We start from the raw sequence: 13915 nt of genomic DNA on the forward strand, positions 1-13915 counted from the left end.
GGTCAAGCGGGTTGCTGAACTCGGCGCATGACACCCGCACTCAAGACCGACCTCATCGCTGACCTGGAACGCCTGGTTCGCGACCACTACGTCCTCGAGGCTGACATCGACGCCATCGCAGCCGCGTTGTACGACGACAGCTCGCCTCTCCCCGACTCCCGGGTGGACCTGGCCGGCGAGCTGACCCGACGGCTGCAGATCACCAACAACGACCGCCACATGCGGGTGCGGCACTGCCCCGATGGCCCACTCGGTGACATCTCAGGGGACGCGTACGAGCAGCGGTGGGAGCAGGAAGCGCGGACCAATTCCGGTGGCATCGAAGAAGTTCGACGGATCACGGACAGCTCGGGACTGATGAAGATCGCGCCCTACACCTCACCCGTCCACCTCGCCAGGCCGTACGTCGAGGCGGCTTTCACCCTGCTCGGCCACGTCGAGCACCTGGTGATCGACCTGCGCGAAGGCCACGGTGGGACACCAGAGACGATCGCCCTGATCTGCTCCTACCTGCTCGGACGGGAACCCGTTCATCTGATGGATGTGCTGTCTCGGAACGAGCCGCCGCGGCACTACTGGACCAGTCCGATGGCCGGTCGGCTCGGTGATGACGTTCGGATCGATGTACTCACGAGCGCGACGACGTTCTCCGGTTGCGAAGAGCTCGCGTACAACCTGCAGGCGGTCGGGCGGGCGACGCTCATCGGCGAGACCACGGGAGGCGGTGCCCATCCGGTCGGCGCCTTTGCGCTGGCGGGCGACCTGGAGGCGACGATCCCGGTCGCCCGGGCGCGCAACGCGATCACCGGGACGAACTGGGAGCAGGTGGGCGTCGTCCCCGACGTGCCCTGCGCGGCCACCGACGCTCTCGATGTCGCCCTGGCGCGCCGCTGAGGACCTGCACAACGGATGTACGGGCGCCTGTCCGTGGCCGTCGGCTGTCACCGAAGGGAGGGTGGCACCAGGACGAACCACGAGAGGGAGACCCTGACATGAAGCTCAAGAACGCGCGGTTCATCGGTGCGGTTGCGGCCACCGGCGGCGTGGTTGCGCTGGCGCTGTCGACGGGAGCCGGGGCCGCACAGGCCGCGAACTACACGCACCCCACGACGACGACCGGCGCCTGCCACGTCTACGGCAACTACCCGAAGGCTGGCATCGACGCGTACGGCTGGGACGTCGGACCCAACACCCCGCTCGGGGTGCGCTACACGTTCAACGACTACGCGCTCATCAAGGACAGCGCGCGGGCGAGCGACCCGCTGCACTGGGGCTTCATCGCCAAGTCGTGCCTGGCCGACCCGCACGCGTACGACAACTCCTTCACCACCCCGCTGCCGGACCTGCGCGCGGTCGGCGGGGACGGCAATGTGAAGGACGTGATCATCGCGCCGACGCCGGGCAACGAGGTGCACACGATCCACGTCACGTCGCCGGGCACGCTGCGGAACGAGCCGATGTCGTTCGCCATCGGCAACGTGCGCGACGGCGAGGAGTTCCACATCACGACCGCGACCTGTGGCGTGCACGACCCGGCGTCCTGGATCTACGGCCGCGCGACCACCACCGGCCGCTGGGGATGGGTCCAGGCCAGCCACCTGAACGCCTGCACCTGACAGCCCCTCCCGTACGACGCCCGCGCCCGCTCCCCAGCGGCGCGGGCGTTGTCATGTGCTCTGTCTGCGGACCTCGGCCGGGTCCATCGTGAAGACACGAGCTGCTGCCCGCTCGACGCGTGACCAGTACTCGTCGTTCGAGATCTCTGCCGGGTATCCGGCCTCGGCAAGGCGCCAGATCGCACCGAGGTAGTGCTCCGGCTCCAGATCGGTCGATGGCGAACGCACCAACCAGCACTCGGTGGCGGGCGACCACTCCGGCCGGGTCTCGGGCACCGATCGACGATGGAGCTCCGGCCAGACCCTCCAGACCTCGTCCAGGCCTGTCAGCTCCTGAAGCGGCACGAAACCCTGCGCGCGCAGCTCCTTCACACCGGCCGGGAAGTGGTCGTCGTACGGCGTCGCGGATAGCCCCTCGCCGGCGCGGCGCACGACGGAGACCATGAGCTCAGCCTCGTCGCCGAAATGCTCGTCCGAGTGGCGAAATCGCTCGATGAGCGTCGCGATGTCGTCGGCTTGCCAACGCTGCTCGCAGTCGTCGCACAACGTCATGTCGTGCGCGAATGTGTGGCCCTTGCCGTACATCCGGAAGGTCGCCTTGTCCGGATCGAGCTGGCGCACCCACACGGAGCGATCGCCGCAGAACATGCATGAGGTCCCAGGCATGGCTCGACGCTAGCCCTCAGCCGATCGCTTGGCAGGACAGAACGGCGGTGCTACGGTCTCGATAGTTTATGAATGACCGTTTACAAACCGTCGGGGGACACCATGGCACGACCGCGATCAGTGGATGACGAGGCGATCCTCGACGCCACGCGCGTCGTACTTGGCCAGGAGGGTCCGAGCGGTCTGACGCTCGCGGCGGTCGGTCGGCAGGTCGGTCTCGCGCCGGCCACCCTCATCCAGCGGTTCGGCTCCAAGCGCGGACTCCTGCTCGCGTCGGCGGCGCGGTCGCCGGAGATGGTGAGGCGGGCGTACGCCGAGTCCGAGGCCCGAGCGACCTCGCCGCTGGCGGCGCTCTACGACGTAGCGACCAGCAGCGTCGCCCACATCGTCAAGCGTGAGGAGATCGGCAACGGGCTGGGCTTCGTCCAGCTCGACGTCGGCGATCCGGACTTCCGGGTCCACGCGCTGGCGCACTCGCAAGCGATCGAGGACGGCTCGGCGCGCTTCTTGCATGCGGCGCGGGAGGCCGGCGAGCTGGTCGACGACGTCGACGTCGCGGCTCTCGCCCGCACCGTGCTCGTCACGTTCCAGGGGGCACTCATCATTTGGGCAATCCACGGCGGCGGCACGCTCTCGGACTTCGTCCGTGAGCAGCTCGACCGCATCCTCAATCCGTATCTGCCATAGGGGTTTTCATGTTCAAGCGTGTGTTTGTCTTCGTCTTCGCGACCTTCCTGCTGTCGGGTCTGCTCAACGGGGTGCAGTCAGCGATCGGCCTCGATCCCGACCTGATCCAGATCGTCCAGTTCGCCCCTGCCATCGGGGTCGGGTTGATGCTGCTGTGGTTCCGGCCAACGACCCCAGTGCTGAACCGGCTGTCGCCCGTAGGTGATGTAGCACGCCGGTGCGGTTTAGCCGTCGCCGTGGTCCTGGCGGTCATGCTCGTCGCCGTGCTGGTGCACGTCGTCTCCGGGAAGGACGTGCACGGCGCCTGGGACGACGGGCTGCCGTTCCCGTGGTGGTCCCTGGTGATCGCGATGACGATCGGTGCGGCCGGCGAGGAGATCGGCTGGCGCGGCTACCTGCAGCCCTATCTGCAGACCCGGTTCAGCGAGCTGAAGGCATCACTCATCGTCGGTGTGATCTGGGGGCTGTGGCACATCGGCGCCTGGGAGCACGGGCCGGTCTTCGTCCTGCTCTTCGTCGCGATGGCCGTCGCCATGTCCGTGACGCTGGGCGCGCTGCTCCGGACGGCTCGGGGCGCCAACGTCGCTATCGCCACTGCCTTGCACGCGGCCGTCAACCTCGGCCTGGTGTCGCTGTTCGACGAGGAGGACGGCGGCCTGTTCGCTCTCGGCGCCCTCGTCGGGGTCTGGGTCGTCGCCGCCGTCATCACGTACGTCCTCGCCGGACCTCGCGCCCCGCTCGCCTCATCCGGGGTGGCTCCTCAGGCGGTTGGCTCGCTCTCTTCCACGTAGACGCGCCAGAGTCTTCCCAGCGGGTGGAGGCCCAGGCGGGCAGCCACCCGCTGCGATGACGGGTTGCTCTCAGAAGTGCTGTAGAACAACGGGATTCGCCGATCGTGCAGCTGCTCAGCCCAGGCTGCAGTGGTGATCGATGCGAGGCCATGGCCGCGATACTGCTCGGCAGTCCGGACGCCGGCCTCGGCGCCGCGCGGGTTGAGGCGAGCGGAGAAGCACAGCGATGCCACACCGTGCGCGTCCGTCACGATCGCCCACGGGCCGAGTGTGCCGGCGAGCAGGTCGAGCCACTCGTCAGGCTCCCAGTCGGCCGGTCGGCGGGTGGCCAGCCACGCGTTGTCATCGTCGGTTCGGATCGACAGGCCGCTGGGCAGGGGCGGCGCCGCGATCTCGTTGATCAGGTAGGACACGCAGGAGGACGTCGCGCTGCCTCCGCCGTCAGGCAAGGCGGCGGCGCCTGGCCGTGTCCCGAGGCGTCCGTCGGTCGTACGCGCCGTGACGAGAACCGTGTCGCCGAGCAGCAATCCGTCGGTGTCCTCGTCCCAGATGACGCCCGCCTCTGCGAGGAGCAGGCCAAGATCATCGGACTCCTGGCGACCATCCACCGACCGATCGTAGGGCGATCGGCGAAGATGGCCCCATGCCTCCCCGCCGACGAATCGATCCGCGCGAGGGCCGGGCGGCCGTCGTACGGTGGCACGCCAGTCCGACCGAGGCCGACCGTACGACGACGGCGACTGCCGTCCGCTACACGCTGGAAGAGCTGTCGCTCCAGGCGCCGGGCAACAGCGTCGAGGTGCGGGTGCCGCCGTACGGCGCCGTGCAGGTCATCGAAGGGCCACGCCACAAACGGGGCACACCGACGAATGTCATTGAGATGACTGCGGATTCGTGGCTTGCGATGGTGACGGGAAGCATCACCTGGGAGGACGCGGAGGCGAGCGGACGGGTACGTGCGTCGGGCCAGCGGGCCGACCTGTCGGCGTACCTGCCGCTCGTGAAGCTCGACCCTTAGTCTCGGGGGATGCGATTCGGCATCACCATCTTGCAGGAGTACCCCTGGGCGCAGGCCGCCCCGATGTGGCGGCAGGCGGAGGAGCTCGGCTTCGATCACGCCTGGATCTACGACCACCTGATCTGGGGTGGCCTGCCCGACTCGCCTTGGTACGGCACGACGCCCACGCTCACGGCGGCCGCCCTGGTGACGTCGACCATCAAGCTGGGCACTTTCGTCACCTCGCCGAACTATCGGCACCCGGTGACGTTCATGCGCGATCTCCTGTCGCTGGACGACATCTCGGGCGGCCGGTTCATCTGCGGCATCGGGGCGGGCGGCGACATCGACTCGCGTCTGCTCGGCGGACCGGATCTGACGCCGCGCCAGCGGTTCGAGCGGCTGGAAGAGTTCACCGTGCTGCTCGACCGGCTGCTCAGCGAGGACCACGTCACCTCCGAGGGCACGTACTTCTCCGCGCGCGACGCTCGTACGCTCCCCGGTCCCGCGCGCTCGCGGATCCCATTCGTCATGGCTGCCAACGGTCCTCGCGCCTTGCGACTCGCGGCCCGGACCGGCCAGGGCTGGGTGACGTACGGCAAGCCAGGCGACTCGTACGACGCGTGGTGGGCTTCGCTGCGCGAGCTGTCGGGTCGGCTGGACGAGGCTCTCGAGAAGGAAGGTCGCGCGGCCGAGGGGTTCCAGCGGCACCTCAACCTCGACCCGGACGAGTTCTACTCGTTGGAGAGCGTGGACCGATTCGAGGACGCGGTCGGGCGGGCAGCCGAGCTGGGCTTCACGGATGTGATCGCCCACTGGCCGCGCGCCACCGAGCCGTACCGCGGCACGATCGAAGTGCTCGAGACCGTCGCCGCCGAAGTCCTGCCCCGCTGGCGCTGACGGTCACGGTCATCGCCCACGGTCATGCGGGACGCGACACATGCGTCGCGTTCTGCATGACGCCATGGTCCTGACCCGTACGTCGTCGGCCGCGGCTGCTCGGGCCGGTCCCGTCCGACGTGCATACCCTGTCTACGCATCGCCCGAGTCCGCGTGATTCCGGCCGCGCGGCGTCGGGAAGTCCGCCTTGTGCACGTCCGACGAGACAGGCTCGCGCCTAGTCGTTCAGCGGCGGTGGCGGAGTGCCCCAGTCGTCGCCGGTCGATGCCGCAGGTGCTGGCTTCGCAGCAGGCTTGTCCTCGGGCTCAGCCTCGGGCTCAGCCTCGGGCTCGGGCTCGGGCGGCTGGGCATCGCTTGGCCCCTCGTCCTCAGCCGATGTCTGAGCTGGTGCGGCGGTGGGAGCCGAGTCATCGAGTGGTGGTGGAGGCGTACCCCAGTCGTCGCCGCCTGACGCAGCGGGCGGGGGCGCGGCCGTTGGCTTGCCCTCAACGGGCTTCGGCTCGGCGGGCGCTGCCGGCGCAGGCTTGGCGTCGTCGAGTGCGGGTGGCGGGGCATCCCAGTCATCGCCGCCTGACGCGTTGGGCGCAGGTGCTGCGGCCGCGGGCTTGGCCTCGTCGAGGGCCGGGGGAGCTGCGTCCCAGTCGTCGCCGCCGGAAGCCGCCGCCGGCGTAGCGGCCTTGGTGTTGTCCAGAGCAGGGGGAGCTGCGTCCCAGTCGTCGCCGCCGGAAGCAGGTGCTGTGGCCGCGGGCTTGGCCTCGTCCAGAGCAGGCGGCGCCGCGTCCCAGTCATCGCCGCCGGAAGCAGGTGCTGCGGCCGCGGGCTTGGCGTCATCCAGGGCGGGCGGCGCCGCGTCCCAGTCGTCCGCGGCAGGAGCAGGCGCCGGAGCGGCAGGCTTCGCGTCCGCAACAGGGGCCGGTGCTGCGTCCCAGTCATCGGCAGCAGGTGCGGCCGGCGCAGCATCGGCGACGGGCGGGGGAGCGGCGTCCCAGTCGTCCGCGGCGGGAGCGTCAGTGGGAACGTCAGCCGGAGACTCGGCGGACGAGGACTCGGCGGTGGTCGCGGGCCCGGCGTTCGGCGTACCGGCTGCTCCAGCGGCAGCCACGGCACCGGCGGATCCTGCGCCGGCTGCGGCAGCCCCAGCCTTGGCAGCGTCAGCCTTCGCGGCGTCAGCCGCGGCGGTATCAGCCAATTCCGCGGCCGGCTCAGCCTCAGGCGCCTCTTCCGGGCGACCGAGCTTGTCCTTGGCATTGACGCCATGGATGCCGACAGAACCGCCACGAGACCGCTGCGGGTCGCGGATGAACCACCAGGCGATCACAGCGAGCACGACCAGGACGACGAGGAGCCAGACCCACTTCATGACCCCGAACCCTACGCAGCAGTAGTTCCGCGCACCACAACCGTCACCATGCTGGGACCCGTGGTGAGGACCGTCACCGGCCTCCCGAACACGGGCGACTACCGTGGTGGCGTGCCTGATGTCGAGCCCGAGCCCACCGCGAAGCCCACTCTGCGGCCCGTCCGCCGTGCGCCCAACTTCGCCCAGTTCATGATCACGGGCGGCGTCATCGGCATCATCGTCGGCTTGTGGATCGGATCGCGCGGCGACTCCGGCGGCTACACCGACACCACGGCGATGGGCTTCCTCGCGGTCATCTTCGGCAGTCTCGGCGTCCTGCTCGCCGGTGCCGTCGCCGTCATCCTGGATCGGCGCTCGTTGCGCTGACGCTCGCGTCGGTAGTTTGAAGCCCATGAGCAACGGGGGCGATCCGATCAGCGAGCTGCACCGCCGCGGCGTGCAGCACTTCTCAGAGCTGGTCGAAGGCGGCGAGGACCGGCTCTCGGCCATGTTCCGTACGGTTCCCGCGCTCGGCGAGGTCGCCGTCGGCGTGGTCTACGGCCACCTGCATCACCGGCCGGCCCTCGATCCTCGTACGCGCGAGGTCGCCACCCTGGCGGCCATCGTCGCCGCCGGGATGACCGGCCCGCCACTCAGCGTGCACACCCGCACGGGACTCGCCTCGGGCCTGGCACCCGCCGAGATCACGGAGACCGTCGTGCAGACGGCCGCTTTCGCCGGGTTCCCGCGCGCGGTTACTCACCGCCGCCGCCCGCGCCGCGCGAGGTGGTCCTCACGATGCTCGCGGACGAACCCGACCCCGAGATCGCTGCACTGGTCGAAGCGGCCGAGGAGACAGTCGTGACCGCCACCGGTCCGGATCGGGTCCTGGTCGAGTTCCGCGGAGCCGAGCATCCCTTCGCAATCCTGCACGTGCTCGTCGATGGCGATCGGGTCGGATCCACGCGGATCTACCGCTAGGCCGGCCCACGACGTACGGCGTGACACAGACCACACCGCCGGGCATGGAACACTGGTGACCGTGGCTGGTGACGGACGTCTCTCGCACGACTTGCTCCCTGGTGAGAAAGGCCCGCAGGACGCCTGCGGTGTCTTCGGTGTCTGGGCTCCCGGTGAGGATGTCGCCAAACTCACCTATTTCGGCCTCTACGCGCTGCAACATCGCGGCCAGGAGTCAGCCGGCATCGCGACCAGCGACGGGCAGAGCATCCTGGTCTACAAGGACATGGGGCTGGTCAGCCAGGTCTTCGACGAGACCAGCCTCGGCTCGCTGCGCGGGCACGTCGCGATCGGCCACACGCGCTACTCCACGACCGGTGGCAGCACCTGGGAGAACGCCCAGCCCACCCTCGGTGGCAGCGAGCGCGGCACGGTCGCCCTCGCCCACAACGGCAACCTGGTCAACACCGTCGAGCTGAGCGAGCTGGTCAAGGAACGCCTCCGCGGCCGCGCCAGCAAGGGCGAGCTCGCCCGCGGCAACACCTCGGACACCGCACTCGTCACGACCCTCCTGGCCGCCGACCCCGAGCAGAGCCTCGAGGAAGCCGCCATGGACGTCCTCCCGCGGCTGCGTGGCGCGTTCTGCTTCGTCTTCATGGACGAGCGCACGCTGTACGCCGCCCGCGACCCTCACGGCGTACGCCCCCTCGCCCTCGGCCGGCTCGAGCGCGGCTGGGTGGTCGCCTCCGAGACTGCGGCGCTGCAGACCATCGGCGCGAGCGTGATCCGCGAGGTCGAGCCCGGTGAGCTGATCGCGATCGACGAGAACGGTCTGCGCAGCCACAAGTTCGCCAAGCCGGAGCCCAAGGGCTGCGTCTTCGAGTACGTCTACCTCGCCCGCCCCGACGCCGTCATCCGCGGCCGGGTCGTCCACGAGGCGCGCGTCGAGATGGGCCGCCAGCTGGCCCGCGAGCACCCGGTCGACGCTGACTTGGTCATCGGTGTGCCCGAGTCGGGTGTGCCGGCGGCGACGGGTTATGCGCAGGAGTCGGGCATCCCGTTCGGCCAAGGCTTCGTGAAGAACGCCTACGTCGGCCGCACCTTCATCCAGCCCAGCCAGACGCTGCGCCAGCTCGGCATCCGGCTCAAGCTCAACGCGCTCGAGCACAGCGTCAAGGGCAAGCGGCTGGTCGTCATCGACGACACGATCGTGCGCGGCAACACCCAGCGCGCGCAGATCCGGATGCTGCGTGAAGCCGGCGCGGCCGAGATCCACGTGCGCATCTCGGCGCCGCCCGTCGAGTGGCCCTGCTTCTACGGCATCGACTTCGCCACCCGCGCCGAGCTCATTGCGCCCGGTCTGCAGGTCGAGGAGATCCGCGCGTCCATCGGCGCCGACTCGCTCGGCTACATCTCTGAGGAAGGCATGGTCACCGCGACCAACCAGCCGGAGTCCGAGCTGTGCCGCGCCTGCTTCACCGGGAGCTATCCGATCGATCTGCCCGAGGACGGCCAGGTCGGCAAGCACGTCCTGGAGACGCTGCCGATCGAGGTCCGCAGCGGCCACGACTCCTCGATCGAGCATCGCCCGCAGGACAAGGTGCCCCCGCACGAGTCCCAGGACGCCGAAGGTGTCTCGCTGGGCGTCGCCGGCGGCGCCGAGAACGCCCTGCTCCACCCGTGAAAGGTTCATCAGTGAGCGAAACCCCGATCACGTACGCCGAAGCAGGAGTCGACGTCGAGGCGGGTGACAAGGCCGTCGAGCTGATGAAGGAGTCCGTACGCCGGGCGCAGCGCCCCGAGGTCATGGGCGGCCTGGGCGGGTTCGCGGGTCTGTTCGATGCGTCGGTCCTCGCGCGGCTGGCCCATCCCGTGCTCGCCACCTCGACCGACGGCGTCGGCACCAAGGTGGCGGTGGCGCAGGCGATGGACCGGCACGACACGATCGGCTTCGACCTGGTCGGCATGGTCGTCGACGACATCATCTGCTGCGGAGCCGAGCCGCTCTACATGACTGACTACATCGCGACCGGCAAGGTCGTCCCAGAGCGCATCGCCGCGATCGTCTCCGGCATCGCCGCCGCGTGTGAGCAGGCTGGCGTGGCCCTCATCGGCGGCGAGACCGCCGAGCACCCCGGGCTCCTGGAGCCCCACGAGTACGACGTCGCAGGCGCCGCGACCGGTGTCGTCGAGCGGGCCGACCTGCTGACGCCCGAGCGCGTCCAGGTGGGCGATGTGGTGCTGGGACTCGCCTCCAGCGGGCTGCACTCCAACGGCTACTCGCTCGTCCGGAAGGTGTTCGAGAGCCGGGGCTGGGCGTACGACAGAGACGTGCCCGAGCTGGGGCGCACGCTGGGCGAGGAGCTGCTGGAGCCGACACGGGTCTACTCGGCCGATCTGCTCCAGCTGATCCGCACCGAGGGCATCGACATGCATGCGCTCTCGCACGTCACCGGCGGCGGACTCGCGGCCAACCTGGCGCGCGTGCTGCCGACAGGAGTGCTGGCACGAGTGGACCGAGCGTCCTGGACGCCGGCGCCGATCTTCGGCCTCGTGCAGGAACTGGGTCAGGTGCCGGTCGCCGACCTGGAGCGCACGCTCAACATGGGCGTCGGCTTCTGTGCGGTGCTGCCCGCAGAGCAGGCAGATCTCGCCATCGAGGTGTGTACCGATGCGGGGATCGACACCTGGGTGCTGGGAGAGGTCTCAGACCGGGAGAGCGGCGATCCGGCGTACGGCGAGATCGTCAGTGGGTCCAAGGGCGTCGACGCGGGGGCCTGTCAGATGGTCGGGCAGCACCCGGCTCACTGAGGGAAAGCGTGACCCCCGGCGTCGAAGGTCAAGGCAGAGTCTGAGGGACGACCGTCACCGGTCGCCCGACGCCCACTTGTCGTAGTCGCCGTACTCGTCGTCATCGCCCTTGTCGTCCTCGACTGGGGCCCGTTGGGCCTCAGGGGAGGAGTTCCCAGAGCGGAGCTCACGCTCCAGTGCGCTCAGGTCGGTGTCAGGGGAGAAATACTTCAGCTCCCGTGCAACCTTCGTCTGCTTGGCTTTGGCCCGGCCGCGCCCCATGGCGTGACCCCCTCTGTGTTTGCCCAAGGCGGCCAAACAATCCGCCACCCAATGCGGGTGCCGGACAGCTCGGAGGCCCATGGGGATCTTCGGTCATGTCGTGGGACAAACGGTACCTCAGCGAGTGGCGATCTCGCTCACCGGCCATACCTCCGATGGTGGGATCTTTCCCAAGACCCGCGGAAGCCGCGTCATGCCGCGGAAGGGGGTGTCCGGGCGACGCGCCGAGGAGGGTCAGTGCTGGTCGTCGGTGAGGCGTCGTCGGGCATAGACCGCGCCGCCACCGATGAGCACGAGGGCGCCGACAGCGCTGCCGATGACGAGCGTCGGATGGTTGGCCGTCGCGTCGGTGTCGACATGCTTGCCCGGCGTCGGGTCGGGCGTCGTCGTCGATGAGGAGGAGGAGCTCTTGGCGGCACTCGATGCCGCAGTGGCCAGCTTGCCGCCGACGGTCGCGGTCGCTGAGCCAGTCGCCGTGCCGCTGGGCGAGGCCGTCTCGGCGTGAGCCGGCGTCAGCCAGAGCCCGAAAGCCGCCAGCGAGACGGCGAGGGCGGCGGGGGCAGAGGCTCGAAGCTGGAGGTGCACGCCACCCATTCTGACGTGGCTCATCGCCCGTCGGGCGCGGGGCTCAGAACTCTTGCCGCCGGAAGACCGTGAAGCTGCGGGCGAGATAGGCCGCCAGACCGAGGCAGATCACGGCTCCGATGCCGAACACGACGCGGCTCCCGCCGTCGGCCTGGAACGCGTTGATGGCGGCCACGACGGCGCAGATCGCGAAGAAGATGGCGAAGAAGCGCTTGATCTGAGCGTTCTTGGCGTGCACTGGGTCGGTTGACATGTCGTGCGATTCCTTCCGTACGAAGTCGTCAGGGATCGCGCCGCACAGCGCCTGGACCCCGATCCATGGCGTTGCCAAACCTATCGACGCCGCGGGCCGCCTCGATGCGTACGTGGTGCGTAATCTCGGCGAAGACTTCCGATCGCCCGTGACACCGTCTGGTGAGCCCAGGATGATCGTGGGTGTTCCGGTCAGCGACGTCCAAGGAGCCGATGACATGTGTCCCGCCGCGCCACAGGCGTCGGTCGACATCACGTCCGACGACCCCGTCGTCGTCCGGGGGCTGTGCAAGCAGTACGCCGGCCGCAACGTCGTGGATCACGTCGACCTGGACGTTCGGGCGGGTGAGGTCTTCGGCTTCCTCGGACCCAACGGAGCCGGGAAGTCCACCACGATCGACATCCTGACCGGGCGCCGTGCGCGCACGTCCGGTGACATCAGCGTCCTCGGCGCCAGCCCCGCGGACGACGACCGCGCGTGGCGGGCCCGGATCGGCGTCGTACCGCAGACCACGGCGACCTTCGTGGAGATGACGGTGCGCGAAGTCGTGACGCTGTTCGCCGCGATGTACCCGCGTCCGCTGCCGGTCGACGAGGTCATCGACATGGTCGGACTGACCAGCAAGGCCAAGGCGCGTACCGAGGACCTCTCGGGCGGCCAGCAGCGTCGGCTCGACGTCGCGATCGGTGTCATCGGTGATCCGGAGCTGATCTTCCTGGACGAGCCGACGACCGGGCTCGACCCGGTCGCGCGCCGCGAGGCCTGGGACCTGGTCCGCTACTTCGGCGAGCGCGGGACGACGACCGTCCTGACCACGCACTACCTCGATGAGGTCGAGGAGCTGGCCCACCGGGCCGCCATCATCGTGGCCGGCAAGATCGTCGAGGTCGGCACGATCGCCGAGCTGAGCGGCCGCGGTCGTACGCCCACGACGGTCTCCTTCATCGTCCCCGAGGCACTGGACGCCGAGCCGCTCCCGTCCGGTCTCGATGGTCTGACCCGGGAGGACCGACAGGTGACCGTCTCGACGTACGAACCGTCCGAGGTCACCTATCGGTTGCTGTCCTGGGCGCGCGAGCACGGCGTACGCGAGCTGCCGGGTCTGCGGGTCCTGCAACCCTCCCTCGAGGACGTCTACCTCAACCTCGTCCATCAGCAAGACGTGGCCGCACCGGTGGACGTCGCATGAAGGAGGCCACCATTTCCGAGCCATCGGTTCGTGCCCAGCCCGAGGTCGTGACGGGCGGTCTGCTCCGGGCCACGCTCGCGCTGTCCGCCGTCGAGCTGCGCGGGTTCTTCCGGGACAAGAGGTCGCTGGTCTTCGTGCTGGCGTTCCCGGTCATGCTGCTGGTGATCTTCGCGGCGATCTTCTCCGGCACGGTCAGCGGTGGCGGGACGACGATCCCGGCCAAGCAGCTGTTCATGGCGGGGATCATCGCGGCGGGCGTGATGTCGTGCGGCTTTCAGGGGCTGTGCATCAACCTCGTGCAGGAGCGCGAGTCGGGTCTCGTGCGCCGGCTCGCCAGCTCACCGATGCCCAAGGCCGCCTACTTCATCGCCAAGTTCGTTCGCGTCCTGGTCACGACGATCATCGAGGTCGCGATCCTGATGGCGATCTCGCTGGCGTTCTTCGGCCTCCCGGTGCCGGAGACCGCAGGGCGCTGGCTGACGCTTGCGTGGGTGATCCCGCTGGGCGCCATCTCGTGCGCGCTGGTCGGGATGGCGTACTCCGCGATCGTGCCGTCGGCCAATGCGGCGGCGGCAGTCGTGACGCCGGTCTTCATGGGGCTGCAGTTCATCTCCGGGGTGTTCTTCCCGTTCTCCGAGCTGCCGGACTGGATGCAGTCGCTGGGTGCGCTGTTCCCCCTGAAGTGGATGGCGCAGGGGCTGCGGTCGGTGTTCCTGCCCGATGCCCTCGCGCACGCCGAACCCGCTGGCGCGTGGGAGCTTTCGCGCGTCGCTGCGGTGCTCGCGTTGTGGATCGTGATCGGCCTGGTCATCACGGCTCGCACGTTCAAGTGGCGTGGGCCGCGGGTCAAGTGAGGTCCT

General features: G+C 69.2%; 18 protein-coding genes. 12 read left to right on the forward strand and 6 right to left on the reverse strand.

Annotated features, from left to right (window positions below; genetic code table 11):
- Nucleotides 1-27 precede the first annotated feature (27 nt).
- A complete protein-coding gene (locus VV02_RS06365) occupies nucleotides 28-894 on the forward strand; it encodes a S41 family peptidase (RefSeq protein ID WP_052590502.1) in 867 nt (288 codons plus the stop codon).
- A gap of 98 nt (nucleotides 895-992) precedes the next feature.
- Nucleotides 993-1616 (forward strand): hypothetical protein, encoded by a 624-nt coding sequence (locus VV02_RS06370; protein WP_052590503.1) that lies wholly within the window; start codon nucleotides 993-995, stop codon nucleotides 1614-1616.
- Nucleotides 1617-1667: 51 nt separating this feature from the next.
- Here the strand turns inward: VV02_RS06370 and VV02_RS06375 are convergent, their stop codons facing one another.
- The gene (locus VV02_RS06375; protein WP_157063294.1) at nucleotides 1668-2282 is read right to left on the reverse strand and encodes a hypothetical protein; all 615 of its coding nucleotides are present in this window, start codon (nucleotides 2280-2282) and stop codon (nucleotides 1668-1670) included.
- 72 nt (nucleotides 2283-2354) lie between these two features.
- Here VV02_RS06375 and VV02_RS06380 point away from each other — a divergent pair, with 72 nt between their 5' ends.
- Together VV02_RS06380 and VV02_RS06385 are read left to right on the forward strand one after the other, a co-directional pair.
- Complete coding sequence (locus tag VV02_RS06380; RefSeq protein ID WP_052590505.1) at nucleotides 2355-2969, forward strand: TetR/AcrR family transcriptional regulator; 615 nt, start codon at nucleotides 2355-2357, stop codon at nucleotides 2967-2969.
- 8 nt (nucleotides 2970-2977) lie between these two features.
- Complete coding sequence (locus tag VV02_RS06385; RefSeq protein WP_052590506.1) at nucleotides 2978-3760, forward strand: CPBP family intramembrane glutamic endopeptidase; 783 nt, start codon at nucleotides 2978-2980, stop codon at nucleotides 3758-3760.
- Here VV02_RS06385 and VV02_RS06390 read toward each other — a convergent pair.
- Entirely contained in the window at nucleotides 3730-4368 is a 639-nt protein-coding gene (locus tag VV02_RS06390) for a GNAT family N-acetyltransferase (protein WP_052590507.1), read from the reverse strand. The genes VV02_RS06385 and VV02_RS06390 overlap by 31 nt on opposite strands.
- Before the next feature lie 35 nt (nucleotides 4369-4403).
- On the opposite strand from VV02_RS06390, the gene VV02_RS06395 reads away from it, so the two are divergent.
- Together VV02_RS06395 and VV02_RS06400 are read left to right on the forward strand one after the other, a co-directional pair.
- On the forward strand, nucleotides 4404-4778 hold the full coding sequence (locus VV02_RS06395) for a sterol carrier family protein (protein ID WP_052590508.1): 375 nt from the start codon (nucleotides 4404-4406) through the stop codon (nucleotides 4776-4778).
- Between the two features lie 9 nt (nucleotides 4779-4787).
- Complete coding sequence (locus VV02_RS06400) at nucleotides 4788-5657, forward strand: LLM class flavin-dependent oxidoreductase (RefSeq protein ID WP_052590509.1); 870 nt, start codon at nucleotides 4788-4790, stop codon at nucleotides 5655-5657.
- Between the two features lie 217 nt (nucleotides 5658-5874).
- On the opposite strand, the gene VV02_RS06405 is transcribed toward VV02_RS06400, so the two are convergent.
- Complete coding sequence (locus VV02_RS06405) at nucleotides 5875-7017, reverse strand: hypothetical protein (protein WP_052590510.1); 1143 nt, start codon at nucleotides 7015-7017, stop codon at nucleotides 5875-5877.
- 111 nt (nucleotides 7018-7128) lie between these two features.
- On the opposite strand from VV02_RS06405, the gene VV02_RS06410 reads away from it, so the two are divergent.
- The 4 genes from VV02_RS06410 (at nucleotide 7129) to purM (ending at nucleotide 10767) form a co-directional block, all read left to right on the forward strand.
- Nucleotides 7129-7383: a hypothetical protein gene (locus tag VV02_RS06410; protein ID WP_052596621.1), complete on the forward strand. Its 255-nt coding sequence runs from the start codon at nucleotides 7129-7131 to the stop codon at nucleotides 7381-7383.
- Nucleotides 7384-7408: 25 nt separating this feature from the next.
- Complete coding sequence (locus VV02_RS06415; RefSeq protein ID WP_083449964.1) at nucleotides 7409-7861, forward strand: carboxymuconolactone decarboxylase family protein; 453 nt, start codon at nucleotides 7409-7411, stop codon at nucleotides 7859-7861.
- Nucleotides 7862-8032: 171 nt separating this feature from the next.
- A complete protein-coding gene (purF, locus tag VV02_RS06420; protein WP_052590511.1) occupies nucleotides 8033-9640 on the forward strand; it encodes an amidophosphoribosyltransferase in 1608 nt (535 codons plus the stop codon).
- A gap of 11 nt (nucleotides 9641-9651) precedes the next feature.
- Nucleotides 9652-10767: a phosphoribosylformylglycinamidine cyclo-ligase gene (gene purM, locus VV02_RS06425; RefSeq protein ID WP_052590512.1), complete on the forward strand. Its 1116-nt coding sequence runs from the start codon at nucleotides 9652-9654 to the stop codon at nucleotides 10765-10767.
- 54 nt (nucleotides 10768-10821) lie between these two features.
- On the opposite strand, the gene VV02_RS06430 is transcribed toward purM, so the two are convergent.
- The 3 genes from VV02_RS06430 to VV02_RS06440 form a co-directional block, all read right to left on the reverse strand.
- Entirely contained in the window at nucleotides 10822-11028 is a 207-nt protein-coding gene (locus tag VV02_RS06430; RefSeq protein WP_052596623.1) for a DUF3073 domain-containing protein, read from the reverse strand.
- Between the two features lie 234 nt (nucleotides 11029-11262).
- Nucleotides 11263-11613: a hypothetical protein gene (locus tag VV02_RS06435; RefSeq protein WP_157063295.1), complete on the reverse strand. Its 351-nt coding sequence runs from the start codon at nucleotides 11611-11613 to the stop codon at nucleotides 11263-11265.
- A gap of 43 nt (nucleotides 11614-11656) precedes the next feature.
- Nucleotides 11657-11866, reverse strand: a complete 210-nt coding sequence (locus tag VV02_RS06440) for a hypothetical protein (protein ID WP_157063296.1) — start codon at nucleotides 11864-11866, stop codon at nucleotides 11657-11659.
- A gap of 217 nt (nucleotides 11867-12083) precedes the next feature.
- Between VV02_RS06440 and VV02_RS06445 the strand changes: the two genes are divergently transcribed.
- Both VV02_RS06445 and VV02_RS06450 read left to right on the forward strand, forming a co-directional pair.
- Nucleotides 12084-13055, forward strand: coding sequence for an ABC transporter ATP-binding protein (locus tag VV02_RS06445; RefSeq protein WP_083450480.1), 972 nt, complete (start codon nucleotides 12084-12086; stop codon nucleotides 13053-13055).
- Entirely contained in the window at nucleotides 13052-13909 is an 858-nt protein-coding gene (locus VV02_RS06450; RefSeq protein ID WP_052590515.1) for an ABC transporter permease, read from the forward strand. Before VV02_RS06445 ends, VV02_RS06450 begins: the two co-directional genes overlap by 4 nt.
- The last annotated feature ends 6 nt before the right edge of the window (nucleotides 13910-13915 follow it).

Origin of the sequence: Luteipulveratus mongoliensis, assembly GCF_001190945.1 — a bacterium.
GTDB lineage: Bacteria > Actinomycetota > Actinomycetes > Actinomycetales > Dermatophilaceae > Luteipulveratus > Luteipulveratus mongoliensis.

Excerpts from the sequence above, each read along its gene's own strand:
- VV02_RS06365 (WP_052590502.1), top strand. The coding sequence starts at position 28 with ATGACACCCGCACTCAAGACCGACCTCATCGCTGACCTGGAACGCCTG.
- VV02_RS06370 (WP_052590503.1), top strand. The coding sequence starts at position 993 with ATGAAGCTCAAGAACGCGCGGTTCATCGGTGCGGTTGCGGCCACCGGC.
- VV02_RS06375 (WP_157063294.1), bottom strand. The coding sequence starts at position 2,282 with ATGCCTGGGACCTCATGCATGTTCTGCGGCGATCGCTCCGTGTGGGTG.
- VV02_RS06380 (WP_052590505.1), top strand. The coding sequence starts at position 2,355 with ATGACCGTTTACAAACCGTCGGGGGACACCATGGCACGACCGCGATCA.
- VV02_RS06385 (WP_052590506.1), top strand. The coding sequence starts at position 2,978 with ATGTTCAAGCGTGTGTTTGTCTTCGTCTTCGCGACCTTCCTGCTGTCG.
- VV02_RS06395 (WP_052590508.1), top strand. The coding sequence starts at position 4,404 with ATGCCTCCCCGCCGACGAATCGATCCGCGCGAGGGCCGGGCGGCCGTC.
- VV02_RS06400 (WP_052590509.1), top strand. The coding sequence starts at position 4,788 with ATGCGATTCGGCATCACCATCTTGCAGGAGTACCCCTGGGCGCAGGCC.
- VV02_RS06405 (WP_052590510.1), bottom strand. The coding sequence starts at position 7,017 with ATGAAGTGGGTCTGGCTCCTCGTCGTCCTGGTCGTGCTCGCTGTGATC.
- VV02_RS06415 (WP_083449964.1), top strand. The coding sequence starts at position 7,409 with ATGAGCAACGGGGGCGATCCGATCAGCGAGCTGCACCGCCGCGGCGTG.
- VV02_RS06430 (WP_052596623.1), bottom strand. The coding sequence starts at position 11,028 with ATGGGGCGCGGCCGGGCCAAAGCCAAGCAGACGAAGGTTGCACGGGAG.
- VV02_RS06440 (WP_157063296.1), bottom strand. The coding sequence starts at position 11,866 with ATGTCAACCGACCCAGTGCACGCCAAGAACGCTCAGATCAAGCGCTTC.
- VV02_RS06445 (WP_083450480.1), top strand. The coding sequence starts at position 12,084 with ATGTGTCCCGCCGCGCCACAGGCGTCGGTCGACATCACGTCCGACGAC.
- VV02_RS06450 (WP_052590515.1), top strand. The coding sequence starts at position 13,052 with ATGAAGGAGGCCACCATTTCCGAGCCATCGGTTCGTGCCCAGCCCGAG.